The following is a 16,016-nucleotide window of genomic DNA, read 5'->3' on the forward strand; positions in this document are numbered from 1 at the left end:
TTGAGTCAGGCGAAAAAATGGAATTCTACGGCTTACCGGTGTTTGCGCTCAGCAATGTTTCCGATACAAATCCGTCGATCTGCGCATCATACTCAGCCCATGCATAAACCAAGTTCTCGATGATTAGCTTAGGGATCGGCCATGCATCGACGGCAGCGCGGACGAAAGCTTGACTTGCACTCCACACCTCGCCAGCCTGAACGAAATCTTCGTCGGATTGAAAGGATACCGGTCCCCATTCGTTACCGCGCACTCCGCATATGAACCGCCACTGTCCTTCGACATCGGCGTGATGATAATAGACGAGGTGTGGATTCAGCGGCATCAAAGCCCGCTGCAGCGATTCGGTAAAGTTTTGGAGTTGGGTGATATTCATACCTTGCAGATGCGAGACGCTGACGACGTCCTGAAATAGGACGCTTTCCATAATGACAACGTCCTCGGGACTGCCGAGTTGCTCCTCGACGAATCGGTCGTATCGGTCAAGGATCTGCCGGATGAAGGCGTCGGCGCCTTCGACGGTATCCAACGCATAGTACTGCTCCATGGGCGGTAGCAGGGGGTGATTCTCTTCCAGCTCGAGCAAGCATTTTACGCGCACGCCTTGCGTTGTCAGCTGGTTATGAATGCGGATTGCTGCCGTCGTTTTGCCGGAGCCAGGGATGCCGTCGATAATAAGTAATCGTTTTGAAGATTTGACGGTTGAAAGACTTCGATTATCGTTCATTATAAAGCCTCCTAAGATTAGTCTATCGATTTTGTCGTCAGCATGACCCACCTGCGCATACTGTCCCAATCCAGCTCGAACCCGAACGTCTCCACAATGAATCGGATAGGAACCATGGTGTATTCATCCTCAAATCATATAGACCTGAGTTACTGGGAAATGTTGCAATTGTATTTGGGGATTTCTTAAACAAATCAAAAGGCGGGGCTTATTCGGCTGAAAAAGTCGGATAGGACCCGCTTTTCTATATAAAGCCAGTCATCGTGAGCAGTGGCATGCCGGATCAAGGAATGTGTTTTTCTTGCGTTTCGCACGCAAATCTTTGCGGCTTGCCGGTTATTGTTTGCGCGTTCGGGCCTCTCGAAATTCGTTAAGATGAAGACATAACAACTTAGCATAACGGATGAACCTAACAATACGGGAGGCCCAAAAAACATGATTCAATTATCAAAGGTGTCCAAGGTTTTCGCCTTGGAAGCGGGAGCATTCACCGCCCTGAAAGATACCGATCTCCATATCGGAAGAGGAGAGTTTATCGCCATAATGGGACCCAGCGGTTCCGGTAAAAGCACGATGCTCCAGCTGCTAGGCGGGCTTGACCTTCCTTCGGCAGGCCAAGTGTCGGTCGACGGCGTGGCGCTGAACAAACTGAACGAGAAAGAGCGCACGTTGTTCCGCAGGACGAAGGTAGGCTTCGTCTTCCAGAATTATCAGCTGCTCCCGATGATGACGGTCGCGGAAAACGTCGCGCTTCCGCTCGCGGCCAACAGGGCTCCCAAGGAGGAAATTAAAGATACAGTCAACCGGTTGCTTAGGGAAGTGGGCCTGGAGGATAAAGCATCGCGTTTTCCTTCTCAACTAAGCGGCGGCCAGCAGCAACGCGTAGCCATTGCGAGGGCACTGGCCATGAAGCCTAGACTGATTCTGGCAGACGAGCCAACAGGCAACCTGGACCGCAAAACCGGAGAAGGCGTCCTGCAGCTGCTTACGAGGCTTAACCGGGAAGAACAGATAACGATCGTCATGGTCACGCATGACGAGGATGCGGCCAAGGCAGCGAGTCGGATCATCCAGATCCGCGACGGCGAGGTTGTGCAGTCGACAGAGGGGGTACTGGCATGAATCTGTGGCTGATCGCTTGGCGCAATCTCAAGCGTCGCAAGCTTCGCACATTCCTTACGATCTTCTCGATCGTAATCGGCGTCGCCTCCGCGCTCGCCGTCATGACGTCCGTAGACTCGGCGAAACGTGCCTTTCCCCTCTACCTGAAGGCTGCCTTCGGCAAAGCCGACTTTACAATCAATGGAACCGATGCCTACTTCGAGCAAGAACTTCTGCAGGACGTACAGGGTGTGGGTGGAAGCACCGCCATCGCGTTGCTCAAGGAGAACACGAAGCTTCACAGTGAAAAGAAGGGTTTGTCTGCGATCCAGAAGCGGGTCGATCTCACCGGTTTCAGCCGACTCGATACCGATCTTACGAATTTCAAAGTGAAGGAGGGTAAATTAACCGATGGCGGCGCTGTCATTACGGACCGAACGGCGAAGGCTTGGAATGCCAAGGTCGGAGATACGATTACATTCGATACCGACGAAGGAAGCCGTACCATTCGCATATCGGCTATCGTAGGCTATACGGTCGAGCTGATGGGCCCTTCTAGCTGGACAATGGCGAAGTACCATCCGTGGTCGGTCGCGATTCCCCTCCCCATCATGCAGGAGTGGTTCGGACTCAGCGGCAAGATTCAAAACATTCAAGTAAAAGCCGAGCAATCAGGCGACATGGCGGCTATTGGCCGGCAGCTTGACGAGCTGACCCGCAGCCATGGCGACATCTACGCCCAGCCGGTCGTCGTGGATTACAAGACCCAATTCAAAGAGTTGAATACCTATTTCCTTCTCTTGTATTTGGCGGGGTTTCTTGGAGTAGCGCTCGGTGCCTTTATTATCTTTAATACCCTGATCGTTAGCGTTCAGGAGCGCAAGCAGGAATTCGCCGCTCTGAAGACGATTGGATATACGCCGCGCCAGCTCCGTGCTTTTGTCTTGTATGAGGTGTGCCTGCTAGCCGTCATTGGAACGTTGATCGGTCTCGTGCTCGGCTGGGGCCTTGCACAATTGCTCCAAATGGTCATCTTCATGGTCTTCGGAATTCATGACCAGGGGACGCTCGATCTGGCGAAGGGACTACTCGTAGCTATTCCGGCAGGCACGATCGTTCCGTTAATCGCCGCCCTCTATCCGGTTCGCCAGGCGGGCAAGGTTAGCGTCGTCGCCTCTCTTAAAAGCCATGATGCGGCAAGCAACGGCAGCAAGTCGCCGCGCAAATGGCCCGCGTTGGCCGGCGGGGTGCTCATGCTGTCCGCGTTCTTCATCAAAAGCTTGCTTCTATTTGTGCCCTTTCTGCTCGGCGCAGTTTTGGTTTTCCCCTTCCTGTTCGATCTGATCAATCGTCTCATCCGGCCCCTCTATCGTTCTGGCCTCGGGTTCAGCGGCGCGATGGCCTCGCGCAATTTGAGCCGCAGCCGCGGCCGGACTACGATGACCTCCGTTGTCCTCTGCTTGGGTATTGCGATGATCTTGCTGATGAGTTCGCTTAATAGCGCGCTGATTCAGTCTTTCGAGAAGGTTATTCATGCTACCTACGGGGGAAACCTGGATGTCCATCTGCATCACATCGAGGACACGGACCTACAGCAGCTGAGGGAAATCAAAGGGGTAGCGGGTGCGGAAACCTATCCGCTGCATACCGCGATATGGACTTTAAACGGAGAGAAACGTCAGCTGTCCGTCTATGGCGCAGGGGAGGCATGGATCGACAGCTTCCCATTGTTCACGGTTCAAGAAGGAAGTCCGGGCGATCTGCTTGGCAAGCTGCGCGATGATGAAGTCGTCCTCGATCAGATCGCGTTCGGAGCATGGGGCGGACGCGTCGGCGATCGCGTTGTGCTCGACACGCCGGAGGGAGTTCGTGAATTCCAAGTCGTTGCAGTTGTCGAGACGATGAAGAACAACGGATATGGCGCGTTTATGCGCAAGTCGCAATTCCAAAAGGTATTCGGCATCAAATACGAAAAGAATGCGCTTATCCTCAAGGATGAATCGGTGACGCCGCTCCAGCTGCGCGAGCGGATATTCGAGCGGTTCGGCTCGCGAATTGAAGAAATGTTCGGTCCGGAGGACTGGGTTAGCGTCATTGGCGCCTCCTATACAGGCTCCTTCTCCATAATCAATTTCCTGGTGGGGCTATCTATCTTGATCTCGGGTATCGGTATTGCAAATACGCTGCTAATGAACATTATGGAACGAATACGGGAGCTCGGTATGATGCGAGCCGTCGGCGTAACGCGGCGCCAAGTGGTTCGCATGATCCAGCTCGAAGGCATCGGGATGGGTCTCACAGCCACCATCTCCGGGTGCGTGCTGGGGACCATGCTTATTTACATGACATCCTCATTCATGGAGATCCGCTCGCTCACCTTTGCTTTCGGTATTTCCTGGGTTATTCTTCTGGTTATTTTCTTGTTCGGCTTGTTGGTCAGCCTGATCTCCAGTCTGGGGCCGGCGGCCCGGGCAGCCAAAACTCCATTAAGCGAGGCGTTGCGTTATGAATAAACGAGTTTGGTTATTGCTGCTCATCTGTTTTCTTCTAGCAGGCTGCGCCTCGAATCCGTCATGGGAGGAGGAGCAGCTGGAAGAGACCAGCAACCGATTGCTGGACGGCGACGTCGAGGCTTTCTGGACGGTAAATCTTGATTCGCCGTCCGGCCCTTCCGATGAGGATGCTACGATTCGTCTTGACCTCAAGAAGACGGATGGGTCGCCCCTTCAGGAGTTTGATATCCATCACGAGAAAATGCTTCACCTGATGGTCATAAGTGATGATTTATCCTATTTTAATCACATCCACCCACTCAATAAGGGGAACGGCCGATTTGAAATCGAGAACCGCTTTCCTGCCGGCGGGAAATACCGATTAATCGCTGACTTTAAGCCGACTGGGGGAGACAGCATGACCAAGATGGAGTGGGTTACCCTTGCGGGGGCGCCTACGCCAGCCGAGCCAATTATTCCTGATAAAAGTTTGACGAAAGAAGCAGACGGAGTAGCTGTCGACTTGAAGATCGCGAACTTGGCTTCCGACGCCAGCACAACGCTGACCTTTACGCTGACGGATCGCTCTACCGGTCAGTCGGTCGTCGACCTTCAGCCCTATTTGGGCGCAATCGGCCACGTCGTCGTTCTGTCAGAGAACGGGGAGCAATATGTGCACGTCCATGCGAACGGCGAACAGGGTTCGGGTCCTGAGGCAGTCTTCGAAACAACGTTCCCGGGCACGGGCATTTATAAAATTTGGGCGCAATTCCAGAGGCTGAATCGCGTGTTCACCGTATCCTACGTAGTCGATGTTCCGTTGGAGGCGTCCGGTGAGTAATCGCCGTTAGGCCCGCCAATAAAGATAGAGAGAGGTGTAGAAGTTCATGGTTTCAAAATCGTTTTTTTTCAATCGCTTTATCCAATCCATTCTCTTGTCTGGCGTGTTCCTGCAGCTTGGTATTTGGATTCGGAACTTCGCGATCCTGCTCTTCGTCACGGAGCTGACGGATAAGGATCCGGTTTCCATTTCAATGATTTCCGTTGCCGAATATGCGCCTATCTTTGTCTTCTCCTTCATTGGAGGAGCATTCGCCGACCGGTGGAGACCAAAGCGCACAATGGTCGTCTGTGATCTACTGAGCGCGGCATCCGTTTTCGTCGTCCTGCTTGCCTTAATCTACGGGGGGTGGCAGGCCATCTTCTTCGCCACTTTGGTATCTTCGATTCTCTCCCAGTTCTCACAGCCAGCAGGCATGAAGCTGTTCAAGCTTCACGTGCCGGCCTCTCAGATCCAGATGGGAATGTCCATGTACCAGACGATCCAGGCAGTCTTCATGATTCTAGGTCCAATGCTAGGTACGCTCGTGTTCTTCCGCTTCGGCATTCAGACCGCAATCATCATTGTGGGCATTTGCTTCCTCTTGTCGGCTGTCGTGCTGACCGGGCTTCCGAAGGATGGAGAAGCGCATCCGGCGCAGCCAACCGGCATAACACAGGACCTCAAGTCCGGCTTGCATTACGTTATGGGCAACAAGATCTTCCTTTACATGGCAAGCTTCTTTCTAGCTGCGGGATTGGCTCTCGGTTTGATCAATCCGCTCGGCATATACGTGGTAACGGAGCATCTTGGTCTCAAAGCGGAACAGCTGCAGTGGTTCACGGCTATGAATGGAGCTGGCATGATTCTCGGCGGGATGCTCGTGATGGGATTGTCTAAGCGAATGCCGCCTCGCGTTATGCTGATGATCGGTTTTGTCTGCAGCAGCGCGGCGGTGGCCGTAGTCGGCACGACGAGCGTGACGGGAATTGCCTTTGCGGCGCAATTCGCCGCGGGTCTCCTAGTTCCCTTTATCCACATCGCCTGCCAAACGATGATGATGAGCCATGCGGAGGAAGGCTATGTTGGGCGGGTCACCGGGATTTTGAGTCCCCTCTTTACAGGAGGGATGGTTCTGACCATGAGTATCGTCGGCGTTCTTAAAGCGAGTCTTCCGCTGACGGTTCTGTACGCGATTGCAGCGGCACTATTCATTGCCGGCGCGATTGGCGTGCTGCCGCTGCTGCGTCACAAGCAACCTACGCACTCTGTGGCAACCCATGCCGCAGGGTTCCATCATTGATTAGGGCTGGCGACCATTGGGATGTTTAATATCAGGAACCCCGGCATCTTTTGATATTTGCGGGGTTTCTCGTTTTTTTTGCGCGCTGAAAATGAGGGTTTTCGTTATAATTGAGGCGAGAGACAGGATGATGATGGGAAGAGGAGGAGAGGCGCATGACGGAGAAACGGAAGGACGATCGGGTGTTCAACAGGCAAGAGATGTTTCGGATCGTTGCAGAGAATACGATGGATACGATTGTTGTGGTCGACAGTGAAGCAACGGTCTGCTACGTATCGCCCTCTATCGAGACCTTGACCGGATACACCGTAGAGGAATATGAAGGCATGAATGCCTTCGAGGTTATTCTGGAGGAGGACAGGGGGCGCGTCCACATGTCGCTGAACGAGTCTGTTCAGACGCTGCAGCCCGTCGATGTCGATTATCGGGTCGTCGATGCGGGCGGCTCTCTGGTCTATGTGGAGACGCGAGTCAAGCCGGTCATGGAAGCCGGGGACGTGAAATACGTTGTCGCGGTAGTCCGAGACGTGACAAGGCGCAAGCAAACGGAGCAATTGCTGGAGAACATTCTGGATAACGTCAATGCGATCGTGTGGTCCACGGACAAAGATTTTTCGCGGTACAACTATTTCGCGGGCAACTCCGATAAAGTATGCGCCATCCCGAAATCGGAAGCGATTGTCCGGCCGATCAGGCTCCATGACCATATTCATCCGGAGGACAACGCCTTGTTGATGGGCGAGGTTAAGGGTCTCCTGGATAATGGCGAGCCGGCACGACTCGCGTTTCGCTGGACGCATGTGCCGGAGGAGACGCGCTGGGGCCAACTGATGGTGCATCCGTTTCTGGATGGGAACGGAAACGTGGAGAGGCTTGACGGCATTATTCTGGACATTACCGAGAAGAAACGAGCAGAACTGGCGCTCGAGGAGAGCGAGCAACGGTATAAATCGCTGTTCGAGCATAATTTAGACGGCGTCTTCTCGATCGAGCTGAAAGATATGCACTTTGTGAATGCGAACGAAGCGTTCGAGCGAACGACCGGGATCGAGCTAGACAAGCTGACGGACAAGTGCTTGCTCGGCCTCATTCACGACGAAGATCATCTATCCGTCTTCCAGAGGCTAATGGAAGTCATCAAGCATGAAGAGCCGCGCGATATTGAATGTCGTCTCTCCAGAATGGACAGGGGCGAGAGGATCGTCAGTATTACCTTCGTTCCGATTTTTCTGTCCGGCAGCTTGAATGGCATTCATGGCATTCTGAAGGATATTACCAAGCGGAAGCAGGAGGAGCGGGAATTGGTTCAGCGCGAGGAGCGCTCCCATTTCCTTCGCATGAGCCTGCACCGGCTGTCGGGCGATCTGGCGAATGTCATGAAGGTATCGGAGCTCGAGGAGCGGCTGGTCGTCGAGGTGCAAAGCGTCCTCCCGGCATCCCTCGTCGCAATAGAAGATGAGGACAAACGGGAGGATCACATGGCCGAAAGCGTGTCTAAGCAGATTCGAATCCGCATCGGCGAAAATCCGCAGCCCGTCTTCCTGTGCATTGCGATCAGCGAGCCCTTGACGGCGATTGAACAAGAATGGCTCGATACCGCGGTTCATTACGTAAAGATTCTGTATGACAATCTTCATCGGACAGAAGATTTGATGAAGCGGCTCGAGGATCTTGTTGGGACGAAGGAGACGCCAAAGTGGATGCTGCGGCTTCTGTTCAGGCTGTCTGAGAAGGAACGTGCCGCCCTGTCCAGTGATCTTCACGATTCGGTGCTGCAGGATCTCATCATTTGGTATCGGAAGCTGGAGTCGCTCCGATCCGTCGGGAAGTTCGGGAAGGAGTCGCAGGAGGAATTGGTTCAGATTGAGAACGGTCTGCTGGATGCCATTCATCAGATTCGGATTACGTGTAATGAACTACGCCCTCCGTTTTTGTTGAAAATGGGACTGGTCGAATCGCTCAAGAGTCTGTTCACTTATTCCCGCATGTTCGCGAATTACGCAATCGAGTTCCACGCCGGGCCGATTGACGTTCCGCTCCACGAGGATCAAATTCTCGGCGTGTATCGGATCGTACAGGAATTGTTGAACAATGCCTCCAAGCATTCACGTGCCAGCCGCGTGGTCATGTCGTTGGAGGACGTCGGAGCGCATATGCATTTTCGCTATGCCGACGACGGGGTCGGCATCGATCTGGCAGAGCTGGAAAGCTCGTATGAGCATATGGGGATAGCGGGAATCGAGAAGCGCGTACTAAGTTTGGAAGGGGAAGTGGACGTCAGGTCCGCGCCCAATCAAGGCTTTCATGTGACCGTGACTTTTCCCAAGCAAACGATAGAAAGGTGAGCGCTATGAACGTATTGTTGGTCGATGACCACCGCTCGGTCGTCGAGGGAACCAAGATGCTAATCGAATCGGAGCCGGATATTCAGGTTACGATCGAGACGGATGTCTACTGCGTGCCTGATCTGATTCGGCTCAAGAAGTTCGATGTTATCCTTCTGGATCTGTATATGCCTAATATGAATGGAGCGGACCTCACGCGCAAGCTGCTGGAATACGTCCCGGATGCGATTATCCTTATCTATTCAGGGTTCGAGATTGCTCCGCATTTCAACCTGCTGATGGAGTCGGGCGTATCCGGCTTCGTCTCGAAGACATCGACTCGCGAAGAGCTGATCCAGGCAATCCGCTGCGCCGCGAGGAAACAGGCAATTATTCCCATGCAATTGCTGCGGCAGCTTCGGCGCCAAGAAATAATGGTGCAAGGAGATACCGATCACGAACCGACCACGATCACCCAGGAGGAAGATCGTCTCCTTCGCGAATTGGCCAAAGGCAAGAGCAACAAAGACATATCCCGGACGTTGATGATCAGCCAGCGATCGCTGGAATACAACCTGACGGAACTGTTCCAGAAGCTGCACGTCAATTCACGCGTGGAGGTCATTAAGAAGGCGAAGAGTCTGGGTATTCTCCCAACGGAGGATTTATATTAACGAGAGGCGGTCTATACCGTCTCTTTTTTTGTCCATATCCATGCGTGCCGTCCGCTTGCTATTGCGCGATTGACGCAATTTTTTGCGGATGGAGGGCTTAATTATTGCGCGTAGTAGAATCCGGCTTAGCGTTAAGATTGGGATAGATTCAGATCCAGGAGGTATTTCCATGAATGAGCTGAGACAATTTCTTCCCTATGTCCGTACGCAAAAGAAACTATACTTGCTAGGCTTTATCGGAAGCCTATTCCGTTTTCTCATTCCGCTCTCGGTACCGCTCGTCGTTAAGTACCTCTTCGACGATTTGCTGCGGAACGAGGTTCTCTCTCGGTCGGATAAAATAGGCCAGCTTCTCCTAATCGCTGCGATCATGCTTGGCGCGTTCTTCCTTATACGCGCGCCAATGGAATATGTCAGGCAATATTTCTTGAATAGAGCCAATAACCGGATCATCACGGCACTGCGCAAGGATGCGTTTGCGAAGGTGCATTCGCTGGATAGCAAGTATTTCGCAGACAACCGAAGCGGGGAGATCGGTACTCGGTTTTTCGATGATATCGAGAAAATACGGGGCTACATGACCGCCCTGTTCTCAAACGTATGGATCGAGCTCGTCGTGTTGGTCTGCGTGGTCGGCCTTATGCTCACTCTGAACCCGGAGTTAACCCTGATCGCCGTCCTGTTGGTCGGGTTTCAGTTTGTGCTGGCCCATGTTCTGTCCCGGAAGGTGAAGTCGACAACACGAACTGTGATGAATTATCGTTCGGTGTTAAGCGGTTTTGTTCTCGAGCGGATCCAAGGCGCGTTGTGGTCGAAGCTGTTCCAGTCGGAGAAGCGCGACCGCGAGCTGCTAGACGGTCATCTGGATCAGTACAGCCGAATGACGGACCGGCAGGTCGGACTGCAAGCTCTTTCCCTATCTTCCGTTAACGTGCTTAGCGATTTTACGCCTTTCTTGGTGGTGGCAATCGGCAGCCTGTTCGTCATCGATGGACGTCTGACGCTGGGATGCCTCATCGCATTCTTTGCTTACGTAGACCGGATGCGAGGACCGGTCGCGGCGCTTGTTCAAGCCATTCCCGCCATCGCGGAGGGAAGTGTCGCCCTGCAGCGGATATTCGATTTTATGGCTGTGCCGGTAACTGTTCGCGAGAAGGATGATGCAAAAACGTTGATGCGGTTCGAGGATGCCATTGTGTTCGACCGTGTTTCATTTGCTTATAACGGAAGGAATAGGGTTATCGACGATGTTTCAATTCGCATCGAGCGAGGAAAAACCTATGCATTCGTCGGCGAAAGCGGCGGAGGCAAGAGCACCATTCTACAACTTATTACCCGAATGTACGATGTCGATCACGGAGAAGTGTTAATCGATGGCACTAATATAAAAGCCTATTCGCTCGAAAGTCTCCGGACGCAACTCGGAGTGGTAACGCAGGATAACTTCCTTTACAGCACGTCGATCATCGAGAATATCCGAATGGCGAAGCCGGACGCAACGGATGCAGAGGTAGTGGAAGCGGCTCGAAAGGCGTTCGCACATGATTTTATTACGTTTTTACCGAATGGCTACGAAACGGCAGTAGGTGAAAGAGGGGTCAAACTGTCTGGCGGTCAGAAGCAGCGGATTGCGCTTGCCCGCGTTTTTCTGAAGGACCCCGCCATCGTGCTCCTTGATGAAGCCACGAGCGCGCTGGACAATGAAAGCGAGAAGCTGGTGCAGGCATCCATCGAACGAATGGCCCACACCAAGACGATTGTCATGATCGCCCATAGGCTGTCGACCGTCGTGCACGCGGACAGGATTTTCGTTCTGAGGAAAGGCCGAATTATTGAAAGCGGGGACCACAAGGCATTACTTCAAATGAATGGTTATTATCGTGATCTGTACGAGAAGCAGAAACAAAGCGAGCAGCGTGGTGCTGAATAATATTTATATGGATGGGAGCTGCAACGGCAATGAATATGATGTTGTTACAATGGGGGCTTGTCTCTTTTATGATCGGAATTTTCCTCTCCTTGCCGCTAGCGGCTGTGTATTACGATTAGTCCCCTCCATGGGCGAAGATTTTCACGAATCCCCGCAAATTGAAATCGGCGCATCTCGACTTCTTTATGCAGGCCTTCGCCGCTGCGCTGGTCTATCTACTAGAATATGCCTCGGGGTCCGCTTTGCCAATGTGGATGGTTCTTCCCCTCCTATATGGGACGATCGGCAATCCCCTGATTCTTCTTCTTGAGGCCACAGCCCTCTTCCGGGTTGGGCGGGCAGCTGCGTTCTATCGGTTCTTGAAAGCAACAAGTCCGGCTTCCCTACTGTTTGCTTGGTTCATGATAGCAGGCAGGATCTTGCCGGCAGGTCCTCTTCTATTCTTATCTATCTTCGTCCTAACCGGTGCGCTGATCATTTGTCGATACCGGAAAAAAACGGCAAGCAGGGGGGCTTGAGCATGGAACGAACGGTTCTCATCACCGGGGCAACAAGCGGGATTGGCCGTGAGTTCGCAAAGCTATTCGCGGCGGACGGTTATCATGTGGTTCTTGCGGCCCGATCCGAAGAGGAACTTCAAATCGTTAAGCAGGACATTGAAGCTTCGCATTCGATGCGAGCAAGCTGCTTTGCTAGACGGCAAGCATTCCAGCCGGGGCCGCTTATGGCGGTTTACTCGGCACTGACAACAAATTAGAGACGAAGGCTCCCAAAACGCTGTCATAATAGGGGATTTTGACAAGGTTAGGGGACTCCTGTCTCTAAGTTACCTTGCTCACGAAGTGAGAGTGTAGGAAGGGGATGAATCGGGAATTTTGCTGGTAAATGAATACGAACGTATGTGCTATAATTGGAGTGAGTGAACATCCATCTCTTTTGTAGTGAGGTGATGAATCAGACGATGCTCAGCATAAAGCATTCAAATAAGCAAAACACATAGCAGATGCTTCCTGGGGCGAGATGAGTCGACAACTGCATTACAAAGCCAGATGGTATGGCCGAATTATCAAGGAGACAGCGGCTTTTGCGCCAACGAGTCAAACCTGTCACGTCTGAGGGAACAAGCATGCAGAGGTGAAAGACTTGAGCATTCGGGTATGGAAATGTTCCTTCTGCCAAGCGGTACATGACCGGGACAGGTATGCGGCACAAAACATAAAAGCCATGACGTTGTAACGAAGGAAACAGGAACTGTGGGAACCACAGGGATCGCTTGGTGTACGATGTTTCGAAAGAAAATATCGCTACAGCTTTGCTCCGTTAGGAGCAACTACCCAAGAATCCCCCACCTCTAAGGTGGCGGGAGTGTTCAACATATAGACCTGAGTTACTGGGAAATGTTGCAATGTTTAGGGGCAACTTGAAGGTATTTTTTTGCGTTACAGGATTGTAAGTCAGCTATAGGGAGGAGGGGCCCACCTGGACGCGAATAAACTTAAATCCTTGCGCGTTAAACAAATCATCTTCTTAAATGCATGTATTTGCATGGTCATCCCATTAACCGGTTGTCTCTTGCTTCTTGTAGAGCCATCGCCTAAGGATACTTATCTAACAGGCGCTTTGTTGTATGGCGCCTTGTTGCTTTTTGAGTGCTGGGGTTTCTTTTTTCCAAAGCATATGCTCTTTATGCACGGCCCTCGGTTTATGCGAGAAATCGCGGAATATGAACGGGAAAAGCTAGGCAAGAAGCAAGATCGAGAAGGGCGGATTGTGAGACTCATTGCCTTTGCATTCTTGCTGGGTAATCAATTGGTGGCCTTTAATCGCATAAGGGATAATGATCCCATGCAATTTCGGGATGTGACGGCTTTTTGGGGGATTATGGCTATCGTCGTTCTAATCTTAACCTTAATGGTCAACGCGGGCATCCTATATCGCATTCACAAAATCGACAATACAGAGCCAGGTCAATTCCGCTGGTTTACGCTTAAATCGTTGGCACTGGGGATTGTCTTGGGTTTGGTCTCCGTGTTTCTTATGAGTGCGGGGTTCGGACTCGTGTTGAACTAGCTTTTTTCATACTAGTGAAACATGTTAAACTTAAAAGGCTTGAATGTAACCCATAAAGGAGAGTTTGACGACGATGATCATCCAATTCATTCGCTATAGGTAATGGAAGGTGCAGATCACATAACCCGGCATTTTTGACAAAATGGCCAGGGTTTATTTGACTGTGCCTTTTTTCATTCACCTATTACGAATGAGAGGGTGCTTTTTTTGTGTTCCAAAAAAGTAAAAAGTTAATTTGTGCCGAGATGATGGCGAAGCATCAGGAGATATTCCGATGCCCATTGTGTGAAAAACCGATGCAAGTCATCGATTTACAGCGTTTAGTATGCAGCAATCAGCATTGTTTTGATATAGCAAAGCATGGATATGTCAACTTATTGTCCAGGAGTATTCGAACGAAATATGATAAAAGAATCTTTGAGAACAGGAGATTAATCAGCAAAAGCGGTTTGTTCAATCCGTTATATGCCGCGGTAAGTCAAATTATATGGAATCAACAATCAAGCAATGAGCCCATAAGCATACTAGATGCAGGGTGTGGAGAAGGGTCGCACTTAAATAGCATACAAGCCGAGTTAAAACGAGAAAAACCGAGTGCGTTGTTGGCTGTAGGGATCGATATTTCAAAAGAGGGAATAAGTTTTGCCGCATCAGAAAATTCAGATACGATCTGGTGTGTCGCGGACCTTGCAAACGGCCCGTTTTCCAATCAATCGTTCAAATTCATTCTGAACATTCTTTCACCAGCCAATTATTCCGAATTCCAGAGATTAATAAGTGACAATGGTTTGGTCATTAAAGTCGTCCCTGGCCAGGATTATCTAAAAGAATTAAGAGATATCTTCTATAAGGGATCCGATAAGCAGACTTATTCAAATGCTCGCACAATTAGCCACTTCAACAAACATTTCCATTTGTCGGATGTTGAAAGTATCGGCTATCAAGCGAACTTGAGTGAACGTCTAATCGAACCATTGCTTGGAATGACGCCATTATCATGGGGGACTTCCGGGGAACGCATAGAAAAAGTTCATCAGTTGAATCTAAAACAAGTCACGATGGACTTTAAGATTCTGATCGGATCGGTAAGAAATTAAACCGCATGATGAAATCGTTAAGCTGATGTAGGTACGATAGCTGAATAAAACCTTTCGCAGCTGGTCATTCGATCGGCTGCTTTTTTTAATTAAATTTATCAGCAGCATGATTTTAAAAAAACTCTACCAAACATAGCGAGAGTCTTCTTGGTACAATCTTGTTATTAATTAGTTGCGAGGTGACTTAGGGTGGGAGGAGAAAACGTGCACTCCATAAAAAAATCAGTAACCGTCTATCTCGTCTCTGGTCCGCTTGGTGTCGGGAAGTCAACGCTTTCCAAGATTCTAGCTAGTTCAATGAAACAATGTGTCTTGATTGAAGGTGACCTTCTTCTCCATGTCTACCAGGGGGAGAGCGAGCCTCCTTGGGAGGAGCGACTTCGATTGGCATGGCTTAATATCGCTGCGGTAACACGAAATTTTGTGCTGAGCGGGCTGGACGTGGTTATTGATTTCGTCGTCGAAGACGAACTTCAATGGTTTTCCGATCAACTATCAGATCTCGGGGCGACTCTCCACTATGTTGTGTTACATGCCGAACCGGACACCCTTTCCGCTCGACTCCATCAGCGAGGGGATGCGCAGTACATCCAACGCTCGCTATTCCTTCGGAATAAGCTGACAGCGTCGCCGACCAATGAGCCATACTTATTGGACACCGATGATAAGACGCCGGTCGAGCTTGTTGAAGAAATCATAAGAAGTCCCAGATTCCGAATGCAGGGCTAGGGAGGTCCTAATAGATGGGAGCGAATTTTTCAGCGGTTATAGAACATAATTTTCGAAACAGGGATAGCCTCGATAAATTTCTTGAGGAATTGAATACGAGGACAGACCTCTTTCCGACTATCCATGAGTTAACAAATAGTGCAAATGCCGAGTGGGAGTGGTCAAGGCGACTTGACTTGCCCCTAACCTTTGGAACGCGAACAACGAATTGGATTGCGGATATGAAAAGAAAAGTAGATGAAGCTAAATTGCACCAGAGCTACAAGTACTCGACGATTTGGGAAGAGCTTACCGTGGAGAAAACCATTAGCTTAAAAGCTCCCGGTTCCATTCTCGAAATGGAATTTAACCCCCATATATTAGAACTCTCATCTTATATAAGATGGCGAGCCTTTCTACTGGATAATGATCTTAGGAAGATCTGCAAAGAGCTTTGTTCCTATATGGATACCCGTTACTGTATATATATGTCGGATGAGTTTTGCGCAAGCGACTCGATATATGAAGGAAGAACAATGGGGCAGTATAGGGAAGAATTGATGAGAAGATTCGGAGAATCCAAGCAAAATATAGCTGACATGTATAGAGAGATCGGGGACAGCTGGGAAACGGAAGGGTATTTTATCGAGCGCTTCTAGGCAGCACAGCGGCAGACGATCGACGACATGACGGCAGCCGCCAGCTGCCGTCGTATCAATGGTTCTGGCACCTGATGTTGCCAACGATGACGTTAAATGCTTTAATAACGG

At 50.8% G+C, this 16,016-nt stretch carries 13 protein-coding genes and 2 pseudogenes; 13 read left to right on the forward strand and 2 right to left on the reverse strand.

The genetic code is table 11. The annotated features are described in order from the left end of the window. Nucleotides 1-25: 25 nt before the first annotated feature. Nucleotides 26-727 carry a P-loop NTPase family protein gene (locus NQZ67_RS18185; protein WP_257448680.1) on the reverse strand — a complete coding sequence of 234 codons (702 nt, stop codon included), beginning with the start codon at nucleotides 725-727 and terminating at the stop codon, nucleotides 26-28. Nucleotides 728-744: 17 nt separating this feature from the next. Beyond that, nucleotides 745-846, reverse strand: a pseudogene (locus tag NQZ67_RS18190) (stalk domain-containing protein); the annotation flags it as partial. Between the two features lie 316 nt (nucleotides 847-1,162). On the opposite strand from NQZ67_RS18190, the gene NQZ67_RS18195 reads away from it, so the two are divergent. The 13 genes and pseudogenes from NQZ67_RS18195 to NQZ67_RS18255 all read left to right on the forward strand — a co-directional run bounded on the left by NQZ67_RS18195 (nucleotide 1,163) and on the right by NQZ67_RS18255 (nucleotide 15,905). Further along, nucleotides 1,163-1,849 (forward strand): ABC transporter ATP-binding protein, encoded by a 687-nt coding sequence (locus NQZ67_RS18195; RefSeq protein ID WP_257448684.1) that lies wholly within the window; start codon nucleotides 1,163-1,165, stop codon nucleotides 1,847-1,849. After that, nucleotides 1,846-4,341 carry an ABC transporter permease gene (locus NQZ67_RS18200; RefSeq protein WP_257448686.1) on the forward strand — a complete coding sequence of 832 codons (2,496 nt, stop codon included), beginning with the start codon at nucleotides 1,846-1,848 and terminating at the stop codon, nucleotides 4,339-4,341. The genes NQZ67_RS18195 and NQZ67_RS18200 overlap by 4 nt, the downstream gene beginning before the upstream one ends. After that, nucleotides 4,334-5,161: a DUF8832 domain-containing protein gene (locus NQZ67_RS18205; protein WP_257448688.1), complete on the forward strand. Its 828-nt coding sequence runs from the start codon at nucleotides 4,334-4,336 to the stop codon at nucleotides 5,159-5,161. The genes NQZ67_RS18200 and NQZ67_RS18205 overlap by 8 nt, the downstream gene beginning before the upstream one ends. Before the next feature lie 46 nt (nucleotides 5,162-5,207). Then, nucleotides 5,208-6,443 (forward strand): MFS transporter, encoded by a 1,236-nt coding sequence (locus tag NQZ67_RS18210; protein WP_257448691.1) that lies wholly within the window; start codon nucleotides 5,208-5,210, stop codon nucleotides 6,441-6,443. Between the two features lie 155 nt (nucleotides 6,444-6,598). Then, nucleotides 6,599-8,788: a sensor histidine kinase gene (locus tag NQZ67_RS18215; RefSeq protein WP_257448692.1), complete on the forward strand. Its 2,190-nt coding sequence runs from the start codon at nucleotides 6,599-6,601 to the stop codon at nucleotides 8,786-8,788. Between the two features lie 5 nt (nucleotides 8,789-8,793). Further along, a complete protein-coding gene (locus NQZ67_RS18220) occupies nucleotides 8,794-9,441 on the forward strand; it encodes a response regulator transcription factor (RefSeq protein WP_257448694.1) in 648 nt (215 codons plus the stop codon). A 169-nt stretch (nucleotides 9,442-9,610) separates the two neighbouring features. Next, a complete protein-coding gene (locus tag NQZ67_RS18225; RefSeq protein WP_257448696.1) occupies nucleotides 9,611-11,371 on the forward strand; it encodes an ABC transporter ATP-binding protein in 1,761 nt (586 codons plus the stop codon). Between the two features lie 520 nt (nucleotides 11,372-11,891). Further along, nucleotides 11,892-12,128, forward strand: coding sequence for an SDR family NAD(P)-dependent oxidoreductase (locus tag NQZ67_RS18230; RefSeq protein ID WP_257448699.1), 237 nt, complete (start codon nucleotides 11,892-11,894; stop codon nucleotides 12,126-12,128). 263 nt (nucleotides 12,129-12,391) lie between these two features. Beyond that, nucleotides 12,392-12,607: pseudogene (locus NQZ67_RS18235) on the forward strand (zinc ribbon domain-containing protein). A gap of 309 nt (nucleotides 12,608-12,916) precedes the next feature. Then, nucleotides 12,917-13,441, forward strand: coding sequence for a hypothetical protein (locus NQZ67_RS18240; protein ID WP_257448701.1), 525 nt, complete (start codon nucleotides 12,917-12,919; stop codon nucleotides 13,439-13,441). A gap of 209 nt (nucleotides 13,442-13,650) precedes the next feature. Next, nucleotides 13,651-14,538, forward strand: coding sequence for a putative RNA methyltransferase (locus NQZ67_RS18245; RefSeq protein WP_257448702.1), 888 nt, complete (start codon nucleotides 13,651-13,653; stop codon nucleotides 14,536-14,538). A 204-nt stretch (nucleotides 14,539-14,742) separates the two neighbouring features. Then, nucleotides 14,743-15,267 (forward strand): P-loop nucleotide/nucleoside kinase family protein, encoded by a 525-nt coding sequence (locus tag NQZ67_RS18250; protein WP_257448704.1) that lies wholly within the window; start codon nucleotides 14,743-14,745, stop codon nucleotides 15,265-15,267. A gap of 14 nt (nucleotides 15,268-15,281) precedes the next feature. After that, nucleotides 15,282-15,905, forward strand: coding sequence for a hypothetical protein (locus NQZ67_RS18255; RefSeq protein WP_257448706.1), 624 nt, complete (start codon nucleotides 15,282-15,284; stop codon nucleotides 15,903-15,905). Nucleotides 15,906-16,016 lie beyond the last annotated feature (111 nt).

The sequence above is a fragment of the Paenibacillus soyae genome, assembly GCF_024623455.1.
Lineage (GTDB): Bacteria > Bacillota > Bacilli > Paenibacillales > Paenibacillaceae > Pristimantibacillus > Pristimantibacillus soyae.